The organism is Thioalkalivibrio nitratireducens DSM 14787 (genome assembly GCF_000321415.2).
GTDB classification, from domain to species: domain Bacteria; phylum Pseudomonadota; class Gammaproteobacteria; order Ectothiorhodospirales; family Ectothiorhodospiraceae; genus Thioalkalivibrio; species Thioalkalivibrio nitratireducens.
Window position 1 is genome coordinate 3,651,417 of the sequence record NC_019902.2, and the last position, 16,470, is coordinate 3,667,886.

A 16,470-nucleotide genomic window follows, 5' to 3' on the forward strand; every position below is an offset into this window, starting at 1 on the left:
AATTATGTTTTCCTTAATCCATTTCCAGACCATTTTTATCACTCCGATAAGTGGAATCGCCTCGATCGGGACAGTGGCATATTCCGCGCCAACACGACATTTTATTCCGCCTGACCGTCATCGGTGATTTCGTTGTAAGATGAACGTTTTATAGCGTTGGCCCGGACTTCGCGGTCACGTTCCCGGGACCCAGGTCTCGATTCCTTGAATCCTATTCAACTCGCTGGGATGCTTTCGGGTCCGATGGATACCTTCCCCAGAACCAATGTTATGGAGACATTGAGGTGGTCAACCGGGGCCGTTCCATGGTTGACACGCTAGAAACCAGCCATCGTGCAGCCGAGCCGCCGGGGTGGAAACCCAGACTGAACCGTTTACCGAAAGCATAGAACAAAAGAACGCGCGTTTCTCGTCTGGATATAGGGCCAATGCAAGGAAGGCGATGGGCCAGCCATCCGTGTAGGTTCTGACGGAAACCCGCGGATATTCGCCGCGGAGCCTGTGGAGACGATTTAGGTAATGCCGCGTCGTAGGGCATGCCGCAAGCAGTGAATGGATCGGCGGCAGGATCACGACTGGCTGACAGGGCGACCGGCGTTGGTGGATCAGCACTCGGTACGCGCGGGCCTCTCGAGCGCGTCATCCACCTCGGCGCCAAGGTATCTGACGGTACTCTCAAGTTTGCGGTGACCAAGCAGGAGTTGCACGGCGCGCAAGTTTTTCGTACGCCGGTAGAGGAGTGTCGCCTTGGTCCGGCGCACAGAATGCGTGCCACACTCCTGAGGGCGGGATCATCCCGTCAATCGAACAAACTAGATTGCGGCGGCGCCCGACAAGGCGGCCGCCATGGGCCGTTGGCTTCGGTCGTGTTCTTCTCCATGTGGGTGAGGATCGTCTCGATGACGTCGGGATCCTCGATACAGGCGATGATCCGCACCGCACCGCCGCAGGCTGCGCAGGACTGGATGTCGATGCCTAAGACCGACTTCGGACGTCAGGTTTGCGACCGACTCCAGCCACCCCTCCATTCCCACTGACCGCCCCCTTCGGGGCGGGTCGAGACACCCGCTGACCGCTGGCGGTCCTGAGCCGCCGCCCAGCCCCTCATCCTGAGCGACCGGTCCGAATACCGTTCCGGACACGCCCAAAGCAGCCCACGAACCAAATTTGATCGCGGTTTCAACCGTCCAATTCATCCCGCGCTTCCGCATAACGCTCGCGCTCAGGGGCGGCCGCGTAGAGGCCGTCCCGCCGGTGCGCGTTGTTGGGCCTAATCATCTTTCTTCTGCGGACCATGGAGGCTTTGATCGTCAAGAGGGCCCTCGACGTCTTTAACCACAGTGCCGTCGGTAAGTGTCACCTTTTTCTTGTAGGTCCTTGCACGTTTATCAACCACTTGCTCGATATGAGCAACCGTTCCGTCTACGCTCAGGCTCCCGCCCACCTTCATAGTTGAGCTGGTTCCCCTTGCATCTTTTGCCTTCATCGACATTTGGTCAAAACAGGTAACCTTCTTCTCAACGGTAACCTCGGCGCGAATGCCAGAGCCGCCGCAGGACGGACATGGTTGGTGCTCTGCGGCCACGAAACGACGGGTGTCTCCCTCTGAATCGAAAAGAAGGTCGCCGCATTTGCCGCAATAAAAGGTGCCTGTCATGTCGTTAGGCCCAACGGCATATTAGCCCGCGTCGTCAGTATTGGTAACAGTGCTCGCGCGGCCGATTGTCTGAGCGGCCGATTCAGCATAGCACTGAAGCGCGACAGCGATTTCCGGGCAGGATGCCCGCCACTCGTAACAACGATGGTTCATATGTCAGTCTTTCCCTAGAAGGCGGCCAGCCCGCGCAGGTCCATCTTCTCCAGATAGGCGATCTTCTCGACCTCGGCTGCCGATCCCGAGACCTGCACCAGTACGCCGCCCACCATGCCCTGAATCTCCCCATCCGGGCTAACTGCAAAGTTGACTCGGTTGATCCGGCGCACCTGGCCCATCATCCCCGTCAACGCGGGATTCGCGAACATCGCCGCCATCGGACTTTCCGCCAGCAGTTGGATGTCGACCTGCACCCCGTCCGGGCTGGCGTACGTTGCTTCGGCGGTCATGCCGCCGCCAAACATCATCGCCGCGTGTGTCTGGGTTTCACCGAGCGTTCGGGTCCACTCCGGAAGCGCTTCCGGAAGGAACTGTGCCAACCCGGCGGCATGGGTGTTGGCGGCGCGATTCCAAGCCGCGCGCGCAGCTTCCGGGGTGAACCCTTGCTCCTTACCATACCGGCGGACGAATTCGTCGCTCACCAAGCCGGTAGACCATCTTTGCCGAGTGCAGACCGTCGGCCAGCAAGGCATCGGTCGCCTCGAAAGTGAGGGTCAGCCTGAAGACACGCTGGACCGCCTTGAGTTCGGTCCGGAAGGACGGATCCTTCGCGAGCGAACCAAACTCATCCTCGCGTTCGCTCAGAAACTCGTCCACCGATGTGCGCAGCAGGTCGAACTCCGCTTGCTTTTCGATTATTCGTCCCAGTTCCTTGGCATGCCTGATGCCACGAACCTGTTCATTGGCCAGCGCCCGCTCAAGCCCGCCGGCGAAAGCCGCTGTGGGGAACGCCTCGCGAAACTGGCGCTCCAGCATCTTCGCGGAGATCTCTGCCTCCGGGACCTCCGTTCCGGTCGGATCCTTGAGGTCAAGCGGGAGTGTCACTTCGCGCGCTTGGTGCTTGCGCTGGACCAGATCCACTCGTTCGTGCGTGCTGCGCTTGGTGAGCGTGCGGATATCCTCCGGCCGGCGGACATTGAACACCTCCTTGATCATTCTGACCACGGAGAAGTCTCCCCGCGTCAAGTCAGCCAGTTGATTTGAGGCGCACAGGTCCGCAACCTCTGCGACCTCGAAAGTGGGGGCCTGCTCCAGGACCGCCAGAAACTCCGGTGTCAAGGCCCGATGCTGCTGGAACAACCGCGCAAACCTGGCCTGTTTGTCTGCACCGTCGATCCCGGCGTCTTGCAGCGCCACCCTGAGAAACGTCCCGGCCGCCTTCTGTTGGGCGACGAATTGCACAGCGTATTCGGCATCCGCGCGCGCAGCGGGGACGTCACCCGCTTCGTATGCCTCAAGCGCGGAGCGCAGCGCATCCGCAACCTCATCGGCCATCGCTGGGGCACACGGCATGAACAGAACAACGAGGCATAGGAATAAGCGGCGCATGATGGGAATCCCCTCTCGTTTTCTGGCCTTGTCTGACTCGAATCCTAGACGATCGAGCGCCCGAAAGAGGCACCGCTGAATGATCCCAGGGACGTGAAGCGGTATTGGGTAATGTGGCCACCTAAAACACGGCACTTCGCCGAGATCCAGAAAGCCTCTGGTCATCGGACCTGCCCCAGTGGCACCATCACGCTCGAGCGAAACGCCGGCTCTCGACCCGATCATGGCGGTCCACTTTGTATTGGGCTGCAGCCGCTCAACCGTCTAGGCTAATTGCCCGCTCGGGGTCCGATGCTGTCCCAAGGTCCTGGATCTACCGGGGTCCCCCACAGGGGTATCTTGGTACAGAAAGGTCCCCGGCGGCATGGCGCCCCCCGACCTCGACGAACTGTGTTTGGGTCTGCTGTGGACGCTCGGCTGGGCGAATCGCCGGTGTGGCCAAGAACAGCTACAGCCGAATCACCGATTTCGGCGACGGCATCGTGCGGCCGGCGATGCTCGAGACCACCAGTCCGCTGCAGCGGAAGGGGCCGCAGGCCGCCATCCGCCATCCGGCGCCGGGGTTTCCGCAGGCGCCGGGAGGCGCGAACGCCGCGTGGCGGATGACGCTGCGCTCTTCCGTACGGGTTACCCGGCACGCGACACGGGTTTTGTCACGTCAATCGCGGCCGACGCGGAACCTTTGCGGATCGATTCCGTGCTTCTTCAGCTTCTGATGCACTGCACGAGGACTGATTCCAATCTGCCGCGCGACTGCGCTGACGTTTCCGCCATTTTCCTCGAGTGCCAGCCGGATCAGCTGCCCCTCGGTATGCATGGCTGCCTGCTTCGTAACGTCTCTCAGACTGACCACCTGGGCTGCACCTTGCGAGCGACGGCGTGCCGGCTGTCCATCGAGCGCCAGGGACTCGATCACGCGACCCCGGGAGAACAGAAAGCTGCGCTCCAGAACGTTTTCCAGTTCACGTACGTTGCCCGGCCATGGATGCACCATCATCTGTGTCCAGGCCCGCTCCCCCAGGATCTTGCGGGTTCCGCCATAGCGCGCCGCCAGGCGCCGCAGGAAACTCTGCGTCAGTGCCGTCAGGTCGTCACGCCGGTCTCGTAACGGGGGAATGACGATGGGCACCACGTTCAACCGGTAATACAGGTCCTGCCGGAACTGGCCAGCGGCCACGCGATCGGCGAGTTCCTGGTTCGATGCCGCGACGATACGTACGTTCGCGCGCATCGTGTGTCGGCCGCCGACACGTTCGAACTCGTTCCCCTGCAGAACCCTCAGCAGCTTCGCCTGTGCGGAGATCGGCAGGCTGTCAATCTCGTCGAGGAACAGCGTACCCCCCTCCGCACGCTCGAAATAGCCGTGGTGGACATCGTATGCTCCAGTGAAGGCCCCTTTCTCGTGTCCGAACAACGCGCTTTCGATCAGCTCCTGCGGAATGGCGCCGCAATTGACGGCAACGAGTTCATGGGCGTTCCGGTCGCTCAGCGTGTGCACCAGGCGCGCGATCACCTCTTTGCCGACACCGGTCTCGCCGCTGATCAGGACCGTCGCCAGCGTGGGCGCGACCAGTTCAGCGACGTCGATCGCGCGCTGCATCGCCGCGCTCTCGGCGACGATCTGCTGGCCACGAGCATCCGTCCGAGGCTGCTCCGCAGAGGTGGTGGCACACCAGGTCTGCGCGGCATGGGCGGTGGCCTGGACGCGGGCTTTGCCGCTCCTGGGTCGACTGACCAGAACCCCTTCCTCGTACCGATACTCGTCGCCTTCGATGTCGGCCGACCGGGTCGGATCGACATGGATGCAGACCTCGCAGTGCGAATCACCGACGGCGATCCGACGGCGCAGGTCCACCTTGGCGTAGCCGAAGTTCCGTGCAGCGATTCCACCGAAAACGCTCGCAGTCATGCGGCACAGCTCCGGGGCATTCTGAACCGTGGTACCGAATGGACAGCGCGAATTGACGACGCGCACCATGCCCGGATCGCCGGACGCCCGCGAGAAGTTGCCGCCGATCTGGTTCTTGATGCCGAGGATAATGTCGGTGTACCCGTCGAAGTCGATCGGGCCATCAAGGCCGAGCTGTTGGCGACAGATCTGCTCGAGGCAGGGCCCCGCCGTCAGCCCCAGCGACTCGACGTAGCCCACGCTGGTCTCACATTCACGGCAACCCATCTGGCCTGCGGTCCGCAGGCTTTGGGTGACAAACATCTGGAGAAAACCGACCGGGCTGAGCGTCGGCGAGTTCTGCTTCGGCACGTTCCTGACCTCGCTTCGAGAAGACCCTCGATCTACAGAACACCTGCCGCATCCGACCCCGTGCAGGCGCGCGGAAAGCCGATCTCAGCTGGTCGTGCAGCCGTTTTCACCGCAGTGTCGACAATAGCGACAGAAGTAGGCGTTCGCGGAATGGGCGGCAACCAGAACCACCCCGCCCGCAACAGTTGCGATGATCTCGGCAGATTCACTCAACAGACCGTCAGGCGTGGTCACCCCCAGTGAAATCAGCACGAAACCCGCGATGGCCGTCGCGACCACTTGCCACCGCCGATGTCGCAGATACCCGGGCCAGAAGGCCAACAGGCCAATGCCAAGGATCGCCAGCGCGAGCAGGGCGTGCGTCGGCTCTTCGAGAGCCCCGAGTACTGGCAGGAAGACCACCAGTGCCGGGGTCACCAAGCAGTGCAACACACACAGCGTGGATGCGCCGATACCGGCCAGGTCCCACGGTCGGCGTTGCAACGTTTCGCTTACGAGTATAGTCACGAACATTCTCCCTCATGGTTTCTGTCGTCGACGGCGAGAGCCGCCATCGGTCAGGGGCAGCAGCGGCAGCCCTTGCCACACTGCGGCAAGGACCGGGCCGCCCGCTCTCGGCCACGTGCCATGGCACCGTGTACAGCCGGCGCGGCCAAAATGACACGCCCGGTTCTCGACCCGCACAGCGGACAAGGCGGGGCGGGCGCCAGGATGGCGTGCGTGGCCTCGAGACGATTCCCGCAGGTTGAACATTGATAGTCGTAGGTCGGCATCAGCAGCCCTCCCACAGGCGGTTCGTCGACCGGACGGCCCGGTCGCGCGAGGCGCCGGGCCGGACAATGGGAACGTGGTTCAGGCCCAGCGTGGCGGCTGTGCGCCCTGGACCCCCATGGTGCCGGTCGAGTACTGGGTGCGCGCCCTTGCCTCCTTGTCGGTGGTGGGTGCGCGCAGCCGCCGGAACTCGGTCTCCCAGACCCAGCCGCTGATCACGATGTCGTCCGGAATCAGCGGATGGTTCTTGAGGTATTCGACCGTTTTCAGACAGGTCTCATCGACGTCGTCCATCATGCCGATCCACTTTCCGAACGCTCCCGGTGCCAGGCTCAGTTCGGGCAGGGACGGGTCGACCGGCACGCTGTCGACATCGATCCCCTTGGCCTGCAGTGCCGCTACAAGGTCATTGCCGTTGGCCGAGAGCATTCCGCACCCCGTGTGCTGCAGGACCACGATCTCCCTGGTGCCGAAGAAATTGATCGTCAGCATCGCGGAGCGGATGGCATCACCGGTCACGATGCCACCGGCGTTGCGAAACAAATGCGCATCTCCGCCACCGACCGGCGTGTCGGCGCGTATTCCCAGCGCCTCGTCGACGGGCAAACGTTCGTCCATGCAGGCAAGCACCCAGAGGCGCCGCATGTTGGGCCCCTCGGCTCCATACTGACGGCGGTTCTCCCACTTGGTGTATTCGTCGACTCGCGCCGTGAGTTGCTCTTTCAATGTCGTCATCAGTGCTTCCTCCCGGGTGAATTCTTCTGCCGCGGTACGCAATCGGTTGCGCCCCGTGCCCAAGGTTCAAGCAATCAGCGCGCCAGGATGGCTTTTTCTGTACAAACAATCAGTTACCATCTTCCACGAAATGGCGGGCAGGGCTCTCGTGTCCCGCCTGTTCGCGGCTGTCCCGATTAAGCCCCGGATTTCCTGAAAGATTTGTCCTCAGAAGCGAGATTTCGCAGTGCGAACCAACGCTTCGCGGCCGCGCCTCCGGCAACGGCACCATCGGGAACCTGCGAGGCCCGTCCGGGAACGCGTTCGACGGCCTCCATGACGCATCCGCTCTCGGCCTGCAGGGGTCAACGCGCGCTACACCTGGTGGTGAACGCTTCCGGTGGGAATGGACCCGATCGCGCGGCGCCTGCACTCGCCCGCAGGCCCAGGGACTGAGCCCAGACGAACTGTGTTCGGCAGGGGAGAGGGAATGGGACCGTCGCTCCTTGCCGTGGCAGCGCGCCGCAGCCGCGCCCCTGGAGGTTCGCGAGCACAGGGTGGCAACGGATCGTTGCGCCTGGACCGCTCTTAAGCCGTCATACAGGGGGAACCCGATCCCCGCTGCCACGAACGGTGTCCCGAGCGAGCCGATGTCCGGACAGAATCCATCGGAGACCCCTTACCAGCACTGGTCGTACTCGTACTCCGGCGCGGGCTGGGCGTAGGGTTTGCCGGCGGAGCATGCCTCGACGTCGATGGCGATCCCGAATCCTCGGACCAACCCGAAGGCCCGTGCGCTTGGGCGATGGGGGCCGGGACGGCGGGTTTGCCCCTGCCGTCTATGAAGACGATACGCCGTAGCGGTCTGCTCTCCGCTGGAAAGGGGGCACTCGGGCGTCCCCGGCGACCGTCCGGTGTGGGTCGGTTCCGCCGCGTCGCGCCCTATCGACTAAACCAGCTCGGAGAGGTCATAGAGACCCCTTCTTGCATCACATAGGTGCCGGCACGCGGATACCAGCGCCCGCGTCGTCATACGGGGCAAGGCGACACGGCGACCACCGAAATTACACGCCTGTCAGCTGTTTGCCTCGGAGTGTGGTCGGCTCTCGGGCACATCTGGCAAGCCCCTGAGGAAGATCACATCGTGGCGGTGGTTGACGTACGCCTCGAACACGAACTCGGGCCAGTAGTCTCGCGCGGGACCCCACTTCATGTGCCGTTCGTAGGCGGCGGTCCGCTTCTCGGCCGTTTCGTGCGGCAACGTCCGCTCAAAGTAGGCCAGCCAGTCGCGCTCGCCCGGGTCGATCAACACGTAGGGAGTCGTGAAGACGACGTGTTCGTCCAAGCCGGCAAACGGGGGCGGGAACACACGCGCATACCAGAGTTCCCCAAACCGTCCCTGATAACCCGACGGACAGATAGCCTTGCAGATGCGGTTGGTCACCAGCTCGCGCAGGAGAATCTTGTCGTTGTCGAGACCCTCGTGGACGTATACCGCCATCCGGGAGTCCTGCATGAGGCCGATCACCCGCAGCAGATCCTCGTGCATGCCGAACATCTTCCCGACCGCCATGGTCGTCGTCCCGAGGGTCTCCCGGCCCAGCCCGATACCGGCGTCGAAGAACGCCCAGCAGGTGAAGAACGAGAGGGTGAGCGGGCTCATCGGTGGGCCGCTCGGCGCGTACTCGTCCTGGGCGTTTTCGAATAGCCGGGCGAAACGGTCCATCTCGGGCAGCATCATGAGTTGTTCTGCCATCACCGAGGTCTGATTCTGGGCGTACACGTAGATCGCGTGGGCAGGATGGTAGTCAGCCAGCGTCTCACGACTCGCGACGGTCTTCTGCAGGGCCTCGGCGTTCTTACTGCCTTCCCTTACGGCACTGAGATCGACGACTTTCGCTCCAGCGTAGCCGCGCATCTTCCTGATGAGCCGGTCGGCGATGGGCCGGCGTGTGGCGGCCTTCTTGGCGGTCGGCTTCATCTTCCTGGTCATGGGCAACGCAGCCAGAGTTCAGTCTTCATCAATTACCCATGCCGAGCGCGCGCGGACGTCGGGCAGGAGGAAACGGATGCCCTGGTTGTCCGACGGGTTCATCCAGAGCAGGCGCTCGAACACCTGCTCGGTCTCTTCCCAGCGCTTGAGCCGCCAAAGGCATAGCCCGTAGCCCTGCATGCAGCGCAGGAAGGGCCGATTGTCGATGAGGCCCCAGGCGAGCACACCGTCGAAGTCCGCGCCCAACGACGCCTCGCCGATGCGAACACCGACCTCGTAGTGGTTGATCGCCCAGTCAGGACTGCTCTGGAAATGCAGGTTGCCCAGATGCGCATGGGCGTCGAGGCAGCGAAGATCCACCTCGAGCAGATGGGCGAGAATGTCCTGCGCTCCGGCCGTGTCGCCCGCCTGCTTCAGGTCATTCGCCGCAAGGATCGGGTCGGAGTCCAAGTCATCCGGATTGCGGCCCGGCAGCACCTGCTCCATCTCAAACATCGGTCGCGGTCCGCGCGCGATGATCGGCTTGGCCCAGTCGTCGATGGGCTGGTCTCCCTCGCCCCAGTACGCTTCGGCTGGGTTCCAGGCTCCGAAGTCGTTCAGCGCAAGGGGAATGAGGCCCAGAGCGGCGGCGTCGATGCGAGCGGAAATGATCTTCCCGGACAGGTACGGGTGGCCGTTGTGGCGCCAGTACTTGTTCGCCTGCACCGTGACGACCTGGCCGGGCACCACCCCGTACAGGGATCCCACGCGCAGGGTGATCACCCGTTCGCTCCCGATAAGCCGGCAGCGCGCAGCCCGCTCTTTCACCGCAACCACGACCAGATCCACGGGCTTCGCGAGGTCGATGTCCTCGTCGCTCGCCTTGTGGCGCCGCACTTTCAACCCTGAGCCGCTTGCTGGCTGCTGGGCCCCGGCTGGCTGCACACCGAGCCAGGCGCAGTACGCAGCAAAATAGGGATAGCCGGCGGCGTCGGGTGCGAGCTGGATATCGGCAAAGGTGACGCGATGCTCGGTGCCGTCCTCGCGAAGGCAGCGGGCAGTCAGACCCCGGCGGGGATTGCCATCGTAGTCGACGGCGATGAGCGAGAGCGGCTCCCCGACGACGTGAACATCCATCGGCAGATTAAGGCCCTCCTCAATGCCTTCACGCAACGCCCATAGCTGCTCATCGTCGCCATGAGCATCGACGAGCATCCCTTCCAGCAGGGTATCTACCTCCGTCACGTCACCGCCCGAGGGGTTGGAGTCGTCGAAAGCGACGCAGAGCGCAAACGAAACGTTACCGTGTTCTTACTCATCGGATGCCACAAGAAAATTGAAGTTTCCGGTGCCGCATACCCGGTCGAGCTGCTTGACGATGCGCGTCGCCTGCGGAACCGACTCGCTCGGCCCACGAATATAGAAGGGCTTCCCATGCTGTCCATAGGCGAACGCTGTCGGGCAGGCTTGGGCATCGACGTCGCAAAAGATTCCCTTCGCGTTCCGATAGTCGGCATGGGGAGAAAACCCCAGCGTATCGGCATAGCGCACGGCGCCCTCGATCAGCTTTCGAACACACGCCGGGTGCAGGCTTTCGAACTCCTGGAGCCCGTTTATTTCGATGAACCTGGACTTCAGCCTGCGTTCGTAGTCGAGCGCGCTCCTGACGTCGAATAACGCGTCTTTCACTCCCAGGCAGAAGACATCGACAAGGAACACGCTGGCTGCGATCATTCCCTCTGGTGTCCGTCGCGCCCAAATGACGGAGCCCAAACCGGTATCGAACAAAGCGTCAGGCACCAGGCATTCGTGCACGGGGAACTGGGCGTAACTCGACGCCACCGGCATCGCGGCTGCAACATCCCCCGCGGGTCGGGCCGTCAGCTTCCGTTTCTTTTTCTTGTTCGCCAGTTTCTTCTGGCGCCGTTGCTCGCTGATCGCCATTCGCTGGACCCGGCGCGCTGCCTATGTGGTTTCCGAGCGGCAGTATCGCCACGGCAGGCGTTACCGGCAAGTCAATAGATCCCCGTACGCTCCCAACCGGTTCGCATCGCAAGCAAGAGTCTTCTCCGAGCCGGCGGGGAGACCTACTGGATAATGGCATGCGGATGGCGGCCACCCGCTCGACAGCCGACCCACATGCGCCCCACGGCACCCGTCCGCTCTGGGTCGACTCAAGACCCTCGCATCACGCGCCTTTCCGCGACCCGGCGCAAAGCTTCGTCCGGCGGCCACCCGACCAACACGCACCCGAATCATTTCGCGATTGAGTAGGTCCCGCTGACGTCGAGGACGATGTCACCATGGGGCGGGAATCCCTGGCCGACAAAGGTGCCACTGCCGGCAATACCCTGATACCGCCCGGTACCGGCCTCGAGTATGAACTCACCGGTCTGGCGTCCCGCCGGGTCGCCGCCACCGGTGAATCGTCCGACCTTGGTGGTGCCATCAGGAAACCGGTAGACCGCGTATCCGCGGTAGTGCGTTTCGGTGCCGCTTCGCTCGAACGTGATCCATGCGTTCGTATGACTTTAGCTGCCTGAAACGGTTGGCGCCGGATGCGCCGAGGGGTGGGGTGTCTCAGGCGGCCTGGGCGGCCGGTGCGGGCCGGACGAGTTCGAGGGGTTTCCCAGCGATGGCAGCCTCGGTCAGACGGCGCACGAAGGCAAGCGGCTCGTGTCCTTGCAGTTCGCCGGTGCGGAACAGGGACAGCAGCAGGGCGTGCGTTTCGGCACCCGCTTCGGAGCGGTTCTGCTGGCAGACCTTGCGGGTGAGCACGGGCTTGCGCATCTCTTGCTCGCCGCGGTTGTTGGTGGGCGGCAGGTCATCATGATCCAGGAAGGTCAGCAGTTCGCCGCGGAAGTTGCCCAGGCGTTTGACCAAGCGCATGGCATCTTTATCCTGGAACGAGGTGGCGATCAGTTCGTCGAGGCGTTGGTGCAGGCGTCGTTTGCGGCGTTGGTAGACGCTCGGTTCCAGTTCGGGGCGGCGCAGCTTCAGCCGGATCGCATCCTGGAACAGGCGTTGGATGCGGCGCCGGGTGTCGCGCCAGGGAATCGAGGTATTGCGTTGATCGACCCGGCGCAGTTCGGCGAACAAGTGGAACAGGCAGCGTTGTTTGGCCCAGGTCTCGACCGCGTTGTAGGCGGCGTAGAAGTCACAGACCAGCAAACCGTCGAAGATTTCGCCCAGAACGGCCAAGACCACCGCGGCATTGCGCCGGCGTTCGATCCGGAAATAGGCCAGGTCTTCGGTGCAGAAGGCCCAGAGCCAGTGGGTGGTGCCGTTGACCCGCCAGCCGGTTTCGTCGGCGTGCAGAACACCGGCCTGGCGGATGGCCTGCTCCAGCTGCACCCCGTAGGGCGCCAGGGTCTCCCCGAGCCGGATCCAGGACTGGGTGAGTCCGCCGGCACTGACGCGCAGCCCGAACAGCTGCTGGAGAATGGTGACCAAGTTGCCCACGCTGATGCCGAGACGGTAATGCAGCCAGGCGCTGTAGATGACGAGGTTCAGGCCGAGCGTCGCGCGCGGCAGCGCCGCAGTGACCGTGGGCGTGACGATCTTGCGGCAGTGACCACACCAGTGGCCGTGGACGGTGTGCGCATGGGTCTTGACGGTTCCCGGTTCCAGATCCTCGATGAGGCGGGTGTGGGAGCGGACGGCGGGCCCGACCGGGTGTCCGCAGTCAGGACAGGTCTCGAGCCGGTGTTCCACCTGCGCGTCGATGGTCTGCGGTACCGGCCGGCAAGCCCCGTGATGACCCGCCTTGCGCCCGGGCTTGCGTCGGCGCCGTGGCGCCGCCGGCTTCTGGAACGAGGCGATCGTCGCCGAGGGTTGCAGCGGGTCTGCGTCGGGGGCCGACTGCCGGTCCCACTGCTCGGCCTTGTGCGCGAGTTCGAGGATCTTGGCCACGGCCACCTCGCGCGGCCCGTCGAGCAGCGCACAGGCCTCCTCGCGGGTCATGGTTCCAGCAGCGCCGGCCGCCAGCGGCGCGTCAGCGGCCGCACCCAGACGTCCTTGGACACGGCATGTGCCCGGTAGGCATTGCCGCGCTTGGCATGGCCCGGGTCTGGCCCAGGCACTGCCAGTTGGCCGCCCGATAGCAGGTGCCGGCAAAGCGCGCCGGATCGACGAAGGTCTCCGCCAGCACGATGCGTTGCCCCACCCGGGCCTGCCACGCGGCGGCAAGCCCGCGCAGCGACTGCCCCAGCACCTTCGAGGCCAGATGCTCTACACGCACCCACGGCAGGATCAGAAAGCGGACGTTGTTCACCACCCCGACCAGACGCTGGCGCCGCAGCTCGGGCGTCCAGCCGATCCAGCGGTCCCGACAATCGACCTTCCAGGCGGCACTGGCCAACCCAGGCAGGCCACCACCTGCCCGTCGAGCCACACCAATTGCTTGAGGTACGCGCCCACTAGCTTGGGACGCCCCAGGTAATGGTGGTGATGAACCAGATAATCCCAGAGGTAGCGCTCAGGTCCCTCAGCCGTGCGGATCTCGAGCACCCCATAGGCATCCACCCGCCCGGCCAGCGGCCGCTCCTCGAACAGCGGCCGTTGCCGATAATCCGGGACCGCGTGATTGTTCTTCTCTTGCAGCCGCGGCGGCAACTGGATGTGCCCGGCCTCTTCCAGGCGCAGCAGCAGATCCCGCGCGGCGTATTCCTTGAGCGCCCCGTTCGCCTGCCGCCAGTCCCACCCCTCACACAGTCGTCGGGCGATCGCGCTGCGACCGCGGGCCGCTCCCTGTGCCGTGGCCGCCTGCGCGATCTGCGCGCGAATCGTCGCGAGATCCTCGGCACGCACATCGCGGCCTCGGTAACGCAGCAGCACCCTGTCGCTCTGTCCCATGGGCACCACACGCTACCAGCAGATGCGCCGTGACGCCAGCCCCCTGTGCCACTTTTTTCAGGCAGCTAAAGTGATACATGCGCTCACCGTCGCGAGGTCACCGTCGTCATAGAACGCGAAGCCACGCTGGCGCATCAGCCCAACGGCATGGCCATCATGCCCTTCGATCGGCTCGAGTGACGCATCAACGGTCACGAAGGCCTCCCGCCAGGCGATTTCCCGTTCTTCGCCTGCGAGGGACAGATGCGCCGGCAGCAACAGGAGCAGAACCGCGACGGCCCGAAGCACACGCGCTCCCAAACACGCGTTCTTGAGCGGATTCATAGTGGCCTCCAACTGTTACCAGTCGATCCCAGCGGGGACGATCAGCGCGGCCGGGGATCTCAACTCGCAGACAACACACCCATTGGTCCGGGCAAAGCGCTGCCCTGCTCTTGCATGGTCGCGGGTCGAACCTCGATCGCCATGTTGCCAAGCCTATCAGGGAACGCGGGGTGAATCGCGACACATCCCGGCGCATTCCTGCGTTGGTGCCTCACCCCCTGCAGGCGACAGCAGATCCTAGATGCGAGGATGTACTTGCCACCTCTGGACCAGATCTTCCTGGAACACCACTTCGCCGCTGGACTACCGTTGGCACAGGTATGCGCCGCTTCCCTGCCCTTCGCGCCCAGGAGCAAGACCGATGAATTCGACCCAACACCCCGCGCTGCCGCGCCCGGAAAAGCTTTGGCTGCATGGCCTGATCATGCTGGTTCTCGTGATGCTGGTGAATCTCGCGCAGACCGTGCTGGGGATCTGCGCAATCCTCCAGTTCCTCTGGATGCTGTTCGCGAAGGAGCGGAACGCCGCTATCGCCCGCTTCGGTCAGGGCATCGCACATTGGCTGGCGGTGACGGCCCGCTTCCTCACCGGCGAGTCCGATGAGCGCCCGTTCCCGTGGACGCAATGGATGCCATCGGACACCGATTGAGGGAAACCGGTCGGCTTGGCGCCTGATTGCCGCCTCCGATCCCTCCTCGGCGACTGCCCGGTTTGGGTCGCCAAGAGACAGCCACTGGCAGGGGTCGGCTCATAGCGGGCAACAACCGCGCGCACGGTTCTGTCCGCAACCTGCTCGAACGCGCCCCCCCGCGGCACTGTGGCGACACCGCGCAGCGCGCCACGAAATCGGTTGCCCGGGACATCGTCGTCTCGCCCGAGACCTGAACCGGGGCCGCGATGTTAGTCGCCGGGCTCGCGATGGCCGGGGCGGCTCCGCCGCAGCTGTGCCCCGCAGGCGCAGTGCGCGGGATTGCCCTGGATCTTACCGGCACTTCCTACCGAAGAACCCGAATCTCGATATCGAGATTGAGCCGGACCCACGCCCGGTCGGCGGTGATCACCGGCAACCCCTTGTCCATCGCCAGCGCCAAACAGGCCCGATCGGCAAGCGACAGCCCATGATTCCGGGTATGGGACCAGAGCCATGCAGCCGTCTCGGCCTGCTGCGGCGTGAAGGGCTCGAAGCTCACCCCCACCTCGGTGAATTCCTGCCGCATCCCTGCGACATCCACGCCCCGTTGTAGCGATTTCTGCAGGACCTCCGACCAATTCACGGCAGAGACGCGGGCGCCCTCCAGAGCTGGAGAGACCTCCTCCCCACCCGGTTCATCATGCAGGAACGCCAGAAGAGCCGAGGCATCGAGAACCGCGCTCACTGCTCCCGGACTTCCCGCGCTGCTTCCGCACGCCGTTCGGCGATCAGTTCCTCCGCCAGTCGAACATCCCCAGGTATGTGCCGAAACCGGTCGCGCAATCTCTTTTCGACGGTCTCTCGACGCTCCAGTACCAGACTTTCACCGACCGTTCGGGCGACCAATCGGTCTCCGGGCTTCAGCTTCAGCGCCTTGCGCAGGCCGGCCGGTATCACGATCCGGCCCTGGGCGCCAACCTGAACCTCGTTCTCAGCGACTGCCATATGCATTCCTTATGTTCCACGCTTGACAAAGTGTGGCACCCTTGCTTTCTAGTGTCCACTCCCAAGCCATCCGGACATGGACGGTGATAACGCGATAGCGAGCATGACTATGACGTCCGTCTAATGTACTGCCGGAAGCTTGGTCGTCTCAGGACTGGCCATTGCCCCCTGGGAAACGCATGCGCGCGAATCCCGTCCGGAGTTTGATCTTGTCCGGTCGCTGACGACTCACGTCCGTCGGACGGCTCAGGGTCGCCACGCGACAGTCGTCATCGTGCCTCGGACATCCGCGCCACGGCCGAGACCAGCACGTCTGCGACGCACCGCGCGTCCCATCATGCGGGGCCTCGGCCGCCATCCGGCGCATGGCGCGGATCATCGGACCGTTGCCGGCGCCCTCCATGTCGCGCGCAACGGCGGCCTGGCGGAGGAAGGCGGCGAACGGATCGGACCCGTCGCGGGGGGGACGAAAAGCGAGACCGTCCGTATTTCCGAATTCCCCCGCGTTGTAGATTGTCCTGCCTTCCTTGATCGTCTCGACGACGGTGAGTTGGTCGAGGGTTTCAGGGTCCATCGCCGTCGGATCCTCCGAGAGAATCACGAGGTCGGCGAGCTTCCCGGGCACCAGCGAACCCTTTTGGTCGGAACTCACGACCCCGCCGCACTCGCCCACTGCTTCGTGCCCGGCCAGGCAAGCGTGTTCACGAACCAACGCCGCGAAACCTGCTCCAATAGAG

The 16,470-nt window shown here is 63.8% G+C and carries 19 protein-coding genes and 1 pseudogene; 2 read left to right on the top strand and 18 right to left on the bottom strand.

What is annotated here, in order from left to right:
• Positions 1-605: 605 nt before the first annotated feature.
• The 4 genes and pseudogenes from TVNIR_RS21065 to TVNIR_RS19910 all read right to left on the bottom strand — a co-directional run.
• A pseudogene (locus tag TVNIR_RS21065) lies at positions 606-764 on the bottom strand (integrase); the annotation flags it as partial.
• A gap of 506 nt (positions 765-1,270) precedes the next feature.
• The gene (locus TVNIR_RS19905; RefSeq protein WP_157092302.1) at positions 1,271-1,657 is read right to left on the bottom strand and encodes a hypothetical protein; all 387 of its coding nucleotides are present in this window, start codon (positions 1,655-1,657) and stop codon (positions 1,271-1,273) included.
• A gap of 167 nt (positions 1,658-1,824) precedes the next feature.
• Positions 1,825-2,295: a hypothetical protein gene (locus TVNIR_RS16705; protein WP_157092303.1), complete on the bottom strand. Its 471-nt coding sequence runs from the start codon at positions 2,293-2,295 to the stop codon at positions 1,825-1,827.
• A complete protein-coding gene (locus tag TVNIR_RS19910) occupies positions 2,264-3,148 on the bottom strand; it encodes a hypothetical protein (protein WP_211263126.1) in 885 nt (294 codons plus the stop codon). The genes TVNIR_RS16705 and TVNIR_RS19910 overlap by 32 nt, the downstream gene beginning before the upstream one ends.
• Positions 3,149-3,636: 488 nt before the next feature.
• Here TVNIR_RS19910 and TVNIR_RS19375 point away from each other — a divergent pair, with 488 nt between their 5' ends.
• A complete protein-coding gene (locus TVNIR_RS19375; protein WP_083499491.1) occupies positions 3,637-3,918 on the top strand; it encodes a hypothetical protein in 282 nt (93 codons plus the stop codon).
• On the opposite strand, the gene TVNIR_RS16720 is transcribed toward TVNIR_RS19375, so the two are convergent.
• From TVNIR_RS16720 to TVNIR_RS16760, 11 genes are all read right to left on the bottom strand, one after another.
• Positions 3,861-5,462 (bottom strand): sigma-54 interaction domain-containing protein, encoded by a 1,602-nt coding sequence (locus TVNIR_RS16720; protein ID WP_211263127.1) that lies wholly within the window; start codon positions 5,460-5,462, stop codon positions 3,861-3,863. The genes TVNIR_RS19375 and TVNIR_RS16720 overlap by 58 nt on opposite strands.
• 84 nt (positions 5,463-5,546) lie before the next feature.
• Entirely contained in the window at positions 5,547-5,969 is a 423-nt protein-coding gene (locus tag TVNIR_RS16725; RefSeq protein WP_169794305.1) for a MerC domain-containing protein, read from the bottom strand.
• Between the two features lie 50 nt (positions 5,970-6,019).
• Positions 6,020-6,235: an FmdB family zinc ribbon protein gene (locus tag TVNIR_RS21345; RefSeq protein ID WP_083499492.1), complete on the bottom strand. Its 216-nt coding sequence runs from the start codon at positions 6,233-6,235 to the stop codon at positions 6,020-6,022.
• 79 nt (positions 6,236-6,314) lie between these two features.
• Entirely contained in the window at positions 6,315-6,968 is a 654-nt protein-coding gene (locus TVNIR_RS16730; RefSeq protein ID WP_015260256.1) for a beta-class carbonic anhydrase, read from the bottom strand.
• Positions 6,969-8,022: 1,054 nt separating this feature from the next.
• Complete coding sequence (locus tag TVNIR_RS16735) at positions 8,023-8,928, bottom strand: hypothetical protein (RefSeq protein WP_043739871.1); 906 nt, start codon at positions 8,926-8,928, stop codon at positions 8,023-8,025.
• A 30-nt stretch (positions 8,929-8,958) separates the two neighbouring features.
• Positions 8,959-10,164: a tetratricopeptide repeat protein gene (locus TVNIR_RS16740; protein WP_015260258.1), complete on the bottom strand. Its 1,206-nt coding sequence runs from the start codon at positions 10,162-10,164 to the stop codon at positions 8,959-8,961.
• Between the two features lie 66 nt (positions 10,165-10,230).
• Positions 10,231-10,863, bottom strand: coding sequence for a hypothetical protein (locus TVNIR_RS16745; protein ID WP_043739872.1), 633 nt, complete (start codon positions 10,861-10,863; stop codon positions 10,231-10,233).
• Between the two features lie 636 nt (positions 10,864-11,499).
• Positions 11,500-12,882, bottom strand: a complete 1,383-nt coding sequence (gene tnpC, locus TVNIR_RS16750) for an IS66 family transposase (protein ID WP_015260260.1) — start codon at positions 12,880-12,882, stop codon at positions 11,500-11,502.
• A gap of 31 nt (positions 12,883-12,913) precedes the next feature.
• On the bottom strand, positions 12,914-13,279 hold the full coding sequence (locus TVNIR_RS20890; protein WP_237251673.1) for a Druantia anti-phage system protein DruA: 366 nt from the start codon (positions 13,277-13,279) through the stop codon (positions 12,914-12,916).
• Positions 13,189-13,773, bottom strand: coding sequence for a Druantia anti-phage system protein DruA (locus TVNIR_RS20895; protein ID WP_237251674.1), 585 nt, complete (start codon positions 13,771-13,773; stop codon positions 13,189-13,191). Before TVNIR_RS20895 ends, TVNIR_RS20890 begins: the two co-directional genes overlap by 91 nt.
• Positions 13,774-13,830: 57 nt before the next feature.
• Positions 13,831-14,097, bottom strand: a complete 267-nt coding sequence (locus TVNIR_RS16760) for a hypothetical protein (protein ID WP_043739874.1) — start codon at positions 14,095-14,097, stop codon at positions 13,831-13,833.
• 361 nt (positions 14,098-14,458) lie between these two features.
• Here TVNIR_RS16760 and TVNIR_RS16765 point away from each other — a divergent pair, with 361 nt between their 5' ends.
• Entirely contained in the window at positions 14,459-14,746 is a 288-nt protein-coding gene (locus TVNIR_RS16765) for a DUF4389 domain-containing protein (protein ID WP_015260261.1), read from the top strand.
• A 346-nt stretch (positions 14,747-15,092) separates the two neighbouring features.
• Here TVNIR_RS16765 and TVNIR_RS16770 read toward each other — a convergent pair whose 3' ends face one another.
• The 3 genes from TVNIR_RS16770 to TVNIR_RS16780 form a co-directional block, all read right to left on the bottom strand.
• On the bottom strand, positions 15,093-15,473 hold the full coding sequence (locus tag TVNIR_RS16770) for a PIN domain-containing protein (protein ID WP_043739875.1): 381 nt from the start codon (positions 15,471-15,473) through the stop codon (positions 15,093-15,095).
• On the bottom strand, positions 15,470-15,733 hold the full coding sequence (locus TVNIR_RS16775; protein WP_043739876.1) for an AbrB/MazE/SpoVT family DNA-binding domain-containing protein: 264 nt from the start codon (positions 15,731-15,733) through the stop codon (positions 15,470-15,472). Before TVNIR_RS16775 ends, TVNIR_RS16770 begins: the two co-directional genes overlap by 4 nt.
• Before the next feature lie 148 nt (positions 15,734-15,881).
• Complete coding sequence (locus tag TVNIR_RS16780) at positions 15,882-16,406, bottom strand: amidohydrolase family protein (protein WP_043739878.1); 525 nt, start codon at positions 16,404-16,406, stop codon at positions 15,882-15,884.
• Positions 16,407-16,470 lie beyond the last annotated feature (64 nt).

What these genes read in the sequence shown, in the direction of transcription:
- TVNIR_RS21345 (WP_083499492.1), bottom strand. Translation starts at nt 6,235, where the DNA reads ATGCCGACCTACGACTATCAATGTTCAACCTGCGGGAATCGTCTCGAG.
- TVNIR_RS16745 (WP_043739872.1), bottom strand. Translation starts at nt 10,863, where the DNA reads ATGGCGATCAGCGAGCAACGGCGCCAGAAGAAACTGGCGAACAAGAAA.
- TVNIR_RS19905 (WP_157092302.1), bottom strand. Translation starts at nt 1,657, where the DNA reads ATGACAGGCACCTTTTATTGCGGCAAATGCGGCGACCTTCTTTTCGAT.
- TVNIR_RS19910 (WP_211263126.1), bottom strand. Translation starts at nt 3,148, where the DNA reads ATGGCCGATGAGGTTGCGGATGCGCTGCGCTCCGCGCTTGAGGCATAC.
- tnpC (WP_015260260.1), bottom strand. Translation starts at nt 12,882, where the DNA reads ATGACCCGCGAGGAGGCCTGTGCGCTGCTCGACGGGCCGCGCGAGGTG.
- TVNIR_RS16760 (WP_043739874.1), bottom strand. Translation starts at nt 14,097, where the DNA reads ATGAATCCGCTCAAGAACGCGTGTTTGGGAGCGCGTGTGCTTCGGGCC.
- TVNIR_RS16730 (WP_015260256.1), bottom strand. Translation starts at nt 6,968, where the DNA reads ATGACGACATTGAAAGAGCAACTCACGGCGCGAGTCGACGAATACACC.
- TVNIR_RS16735 (WP_043739871.1), bottom strand. Translation starts at nt 8,928, where the DNA reads ATGAAGCCGACCGCCAAGAAGGCCGCCACACGCCGGCCCATCGCCGAC.
- TVNIR_RS16775 (WP_043739876.1), bottom strand. Translation starts at nt 15,733, where the DNA reads ATGGCAGTCGCTGAGAACGAGGTTCAGGTTGGCGCCCAGGGCCGGATC.
- TVNIR_RS20895 (WP_237251674.1), bottom strand. Translation starts at nt 13,773, where the DNA reads ATGGGACAGAGCGACAGGGTGCTGCTGCGTTACCGAGGCCGCGATGTG.
- TVNIR_RS16765 (WP_015260261.1), top strand. Translation starts at nt 14,459, where the DNA reads ATGAATTCGACCCAACACCCCGCGCTGCCGCGCCCGGAAAAGCTTTGG.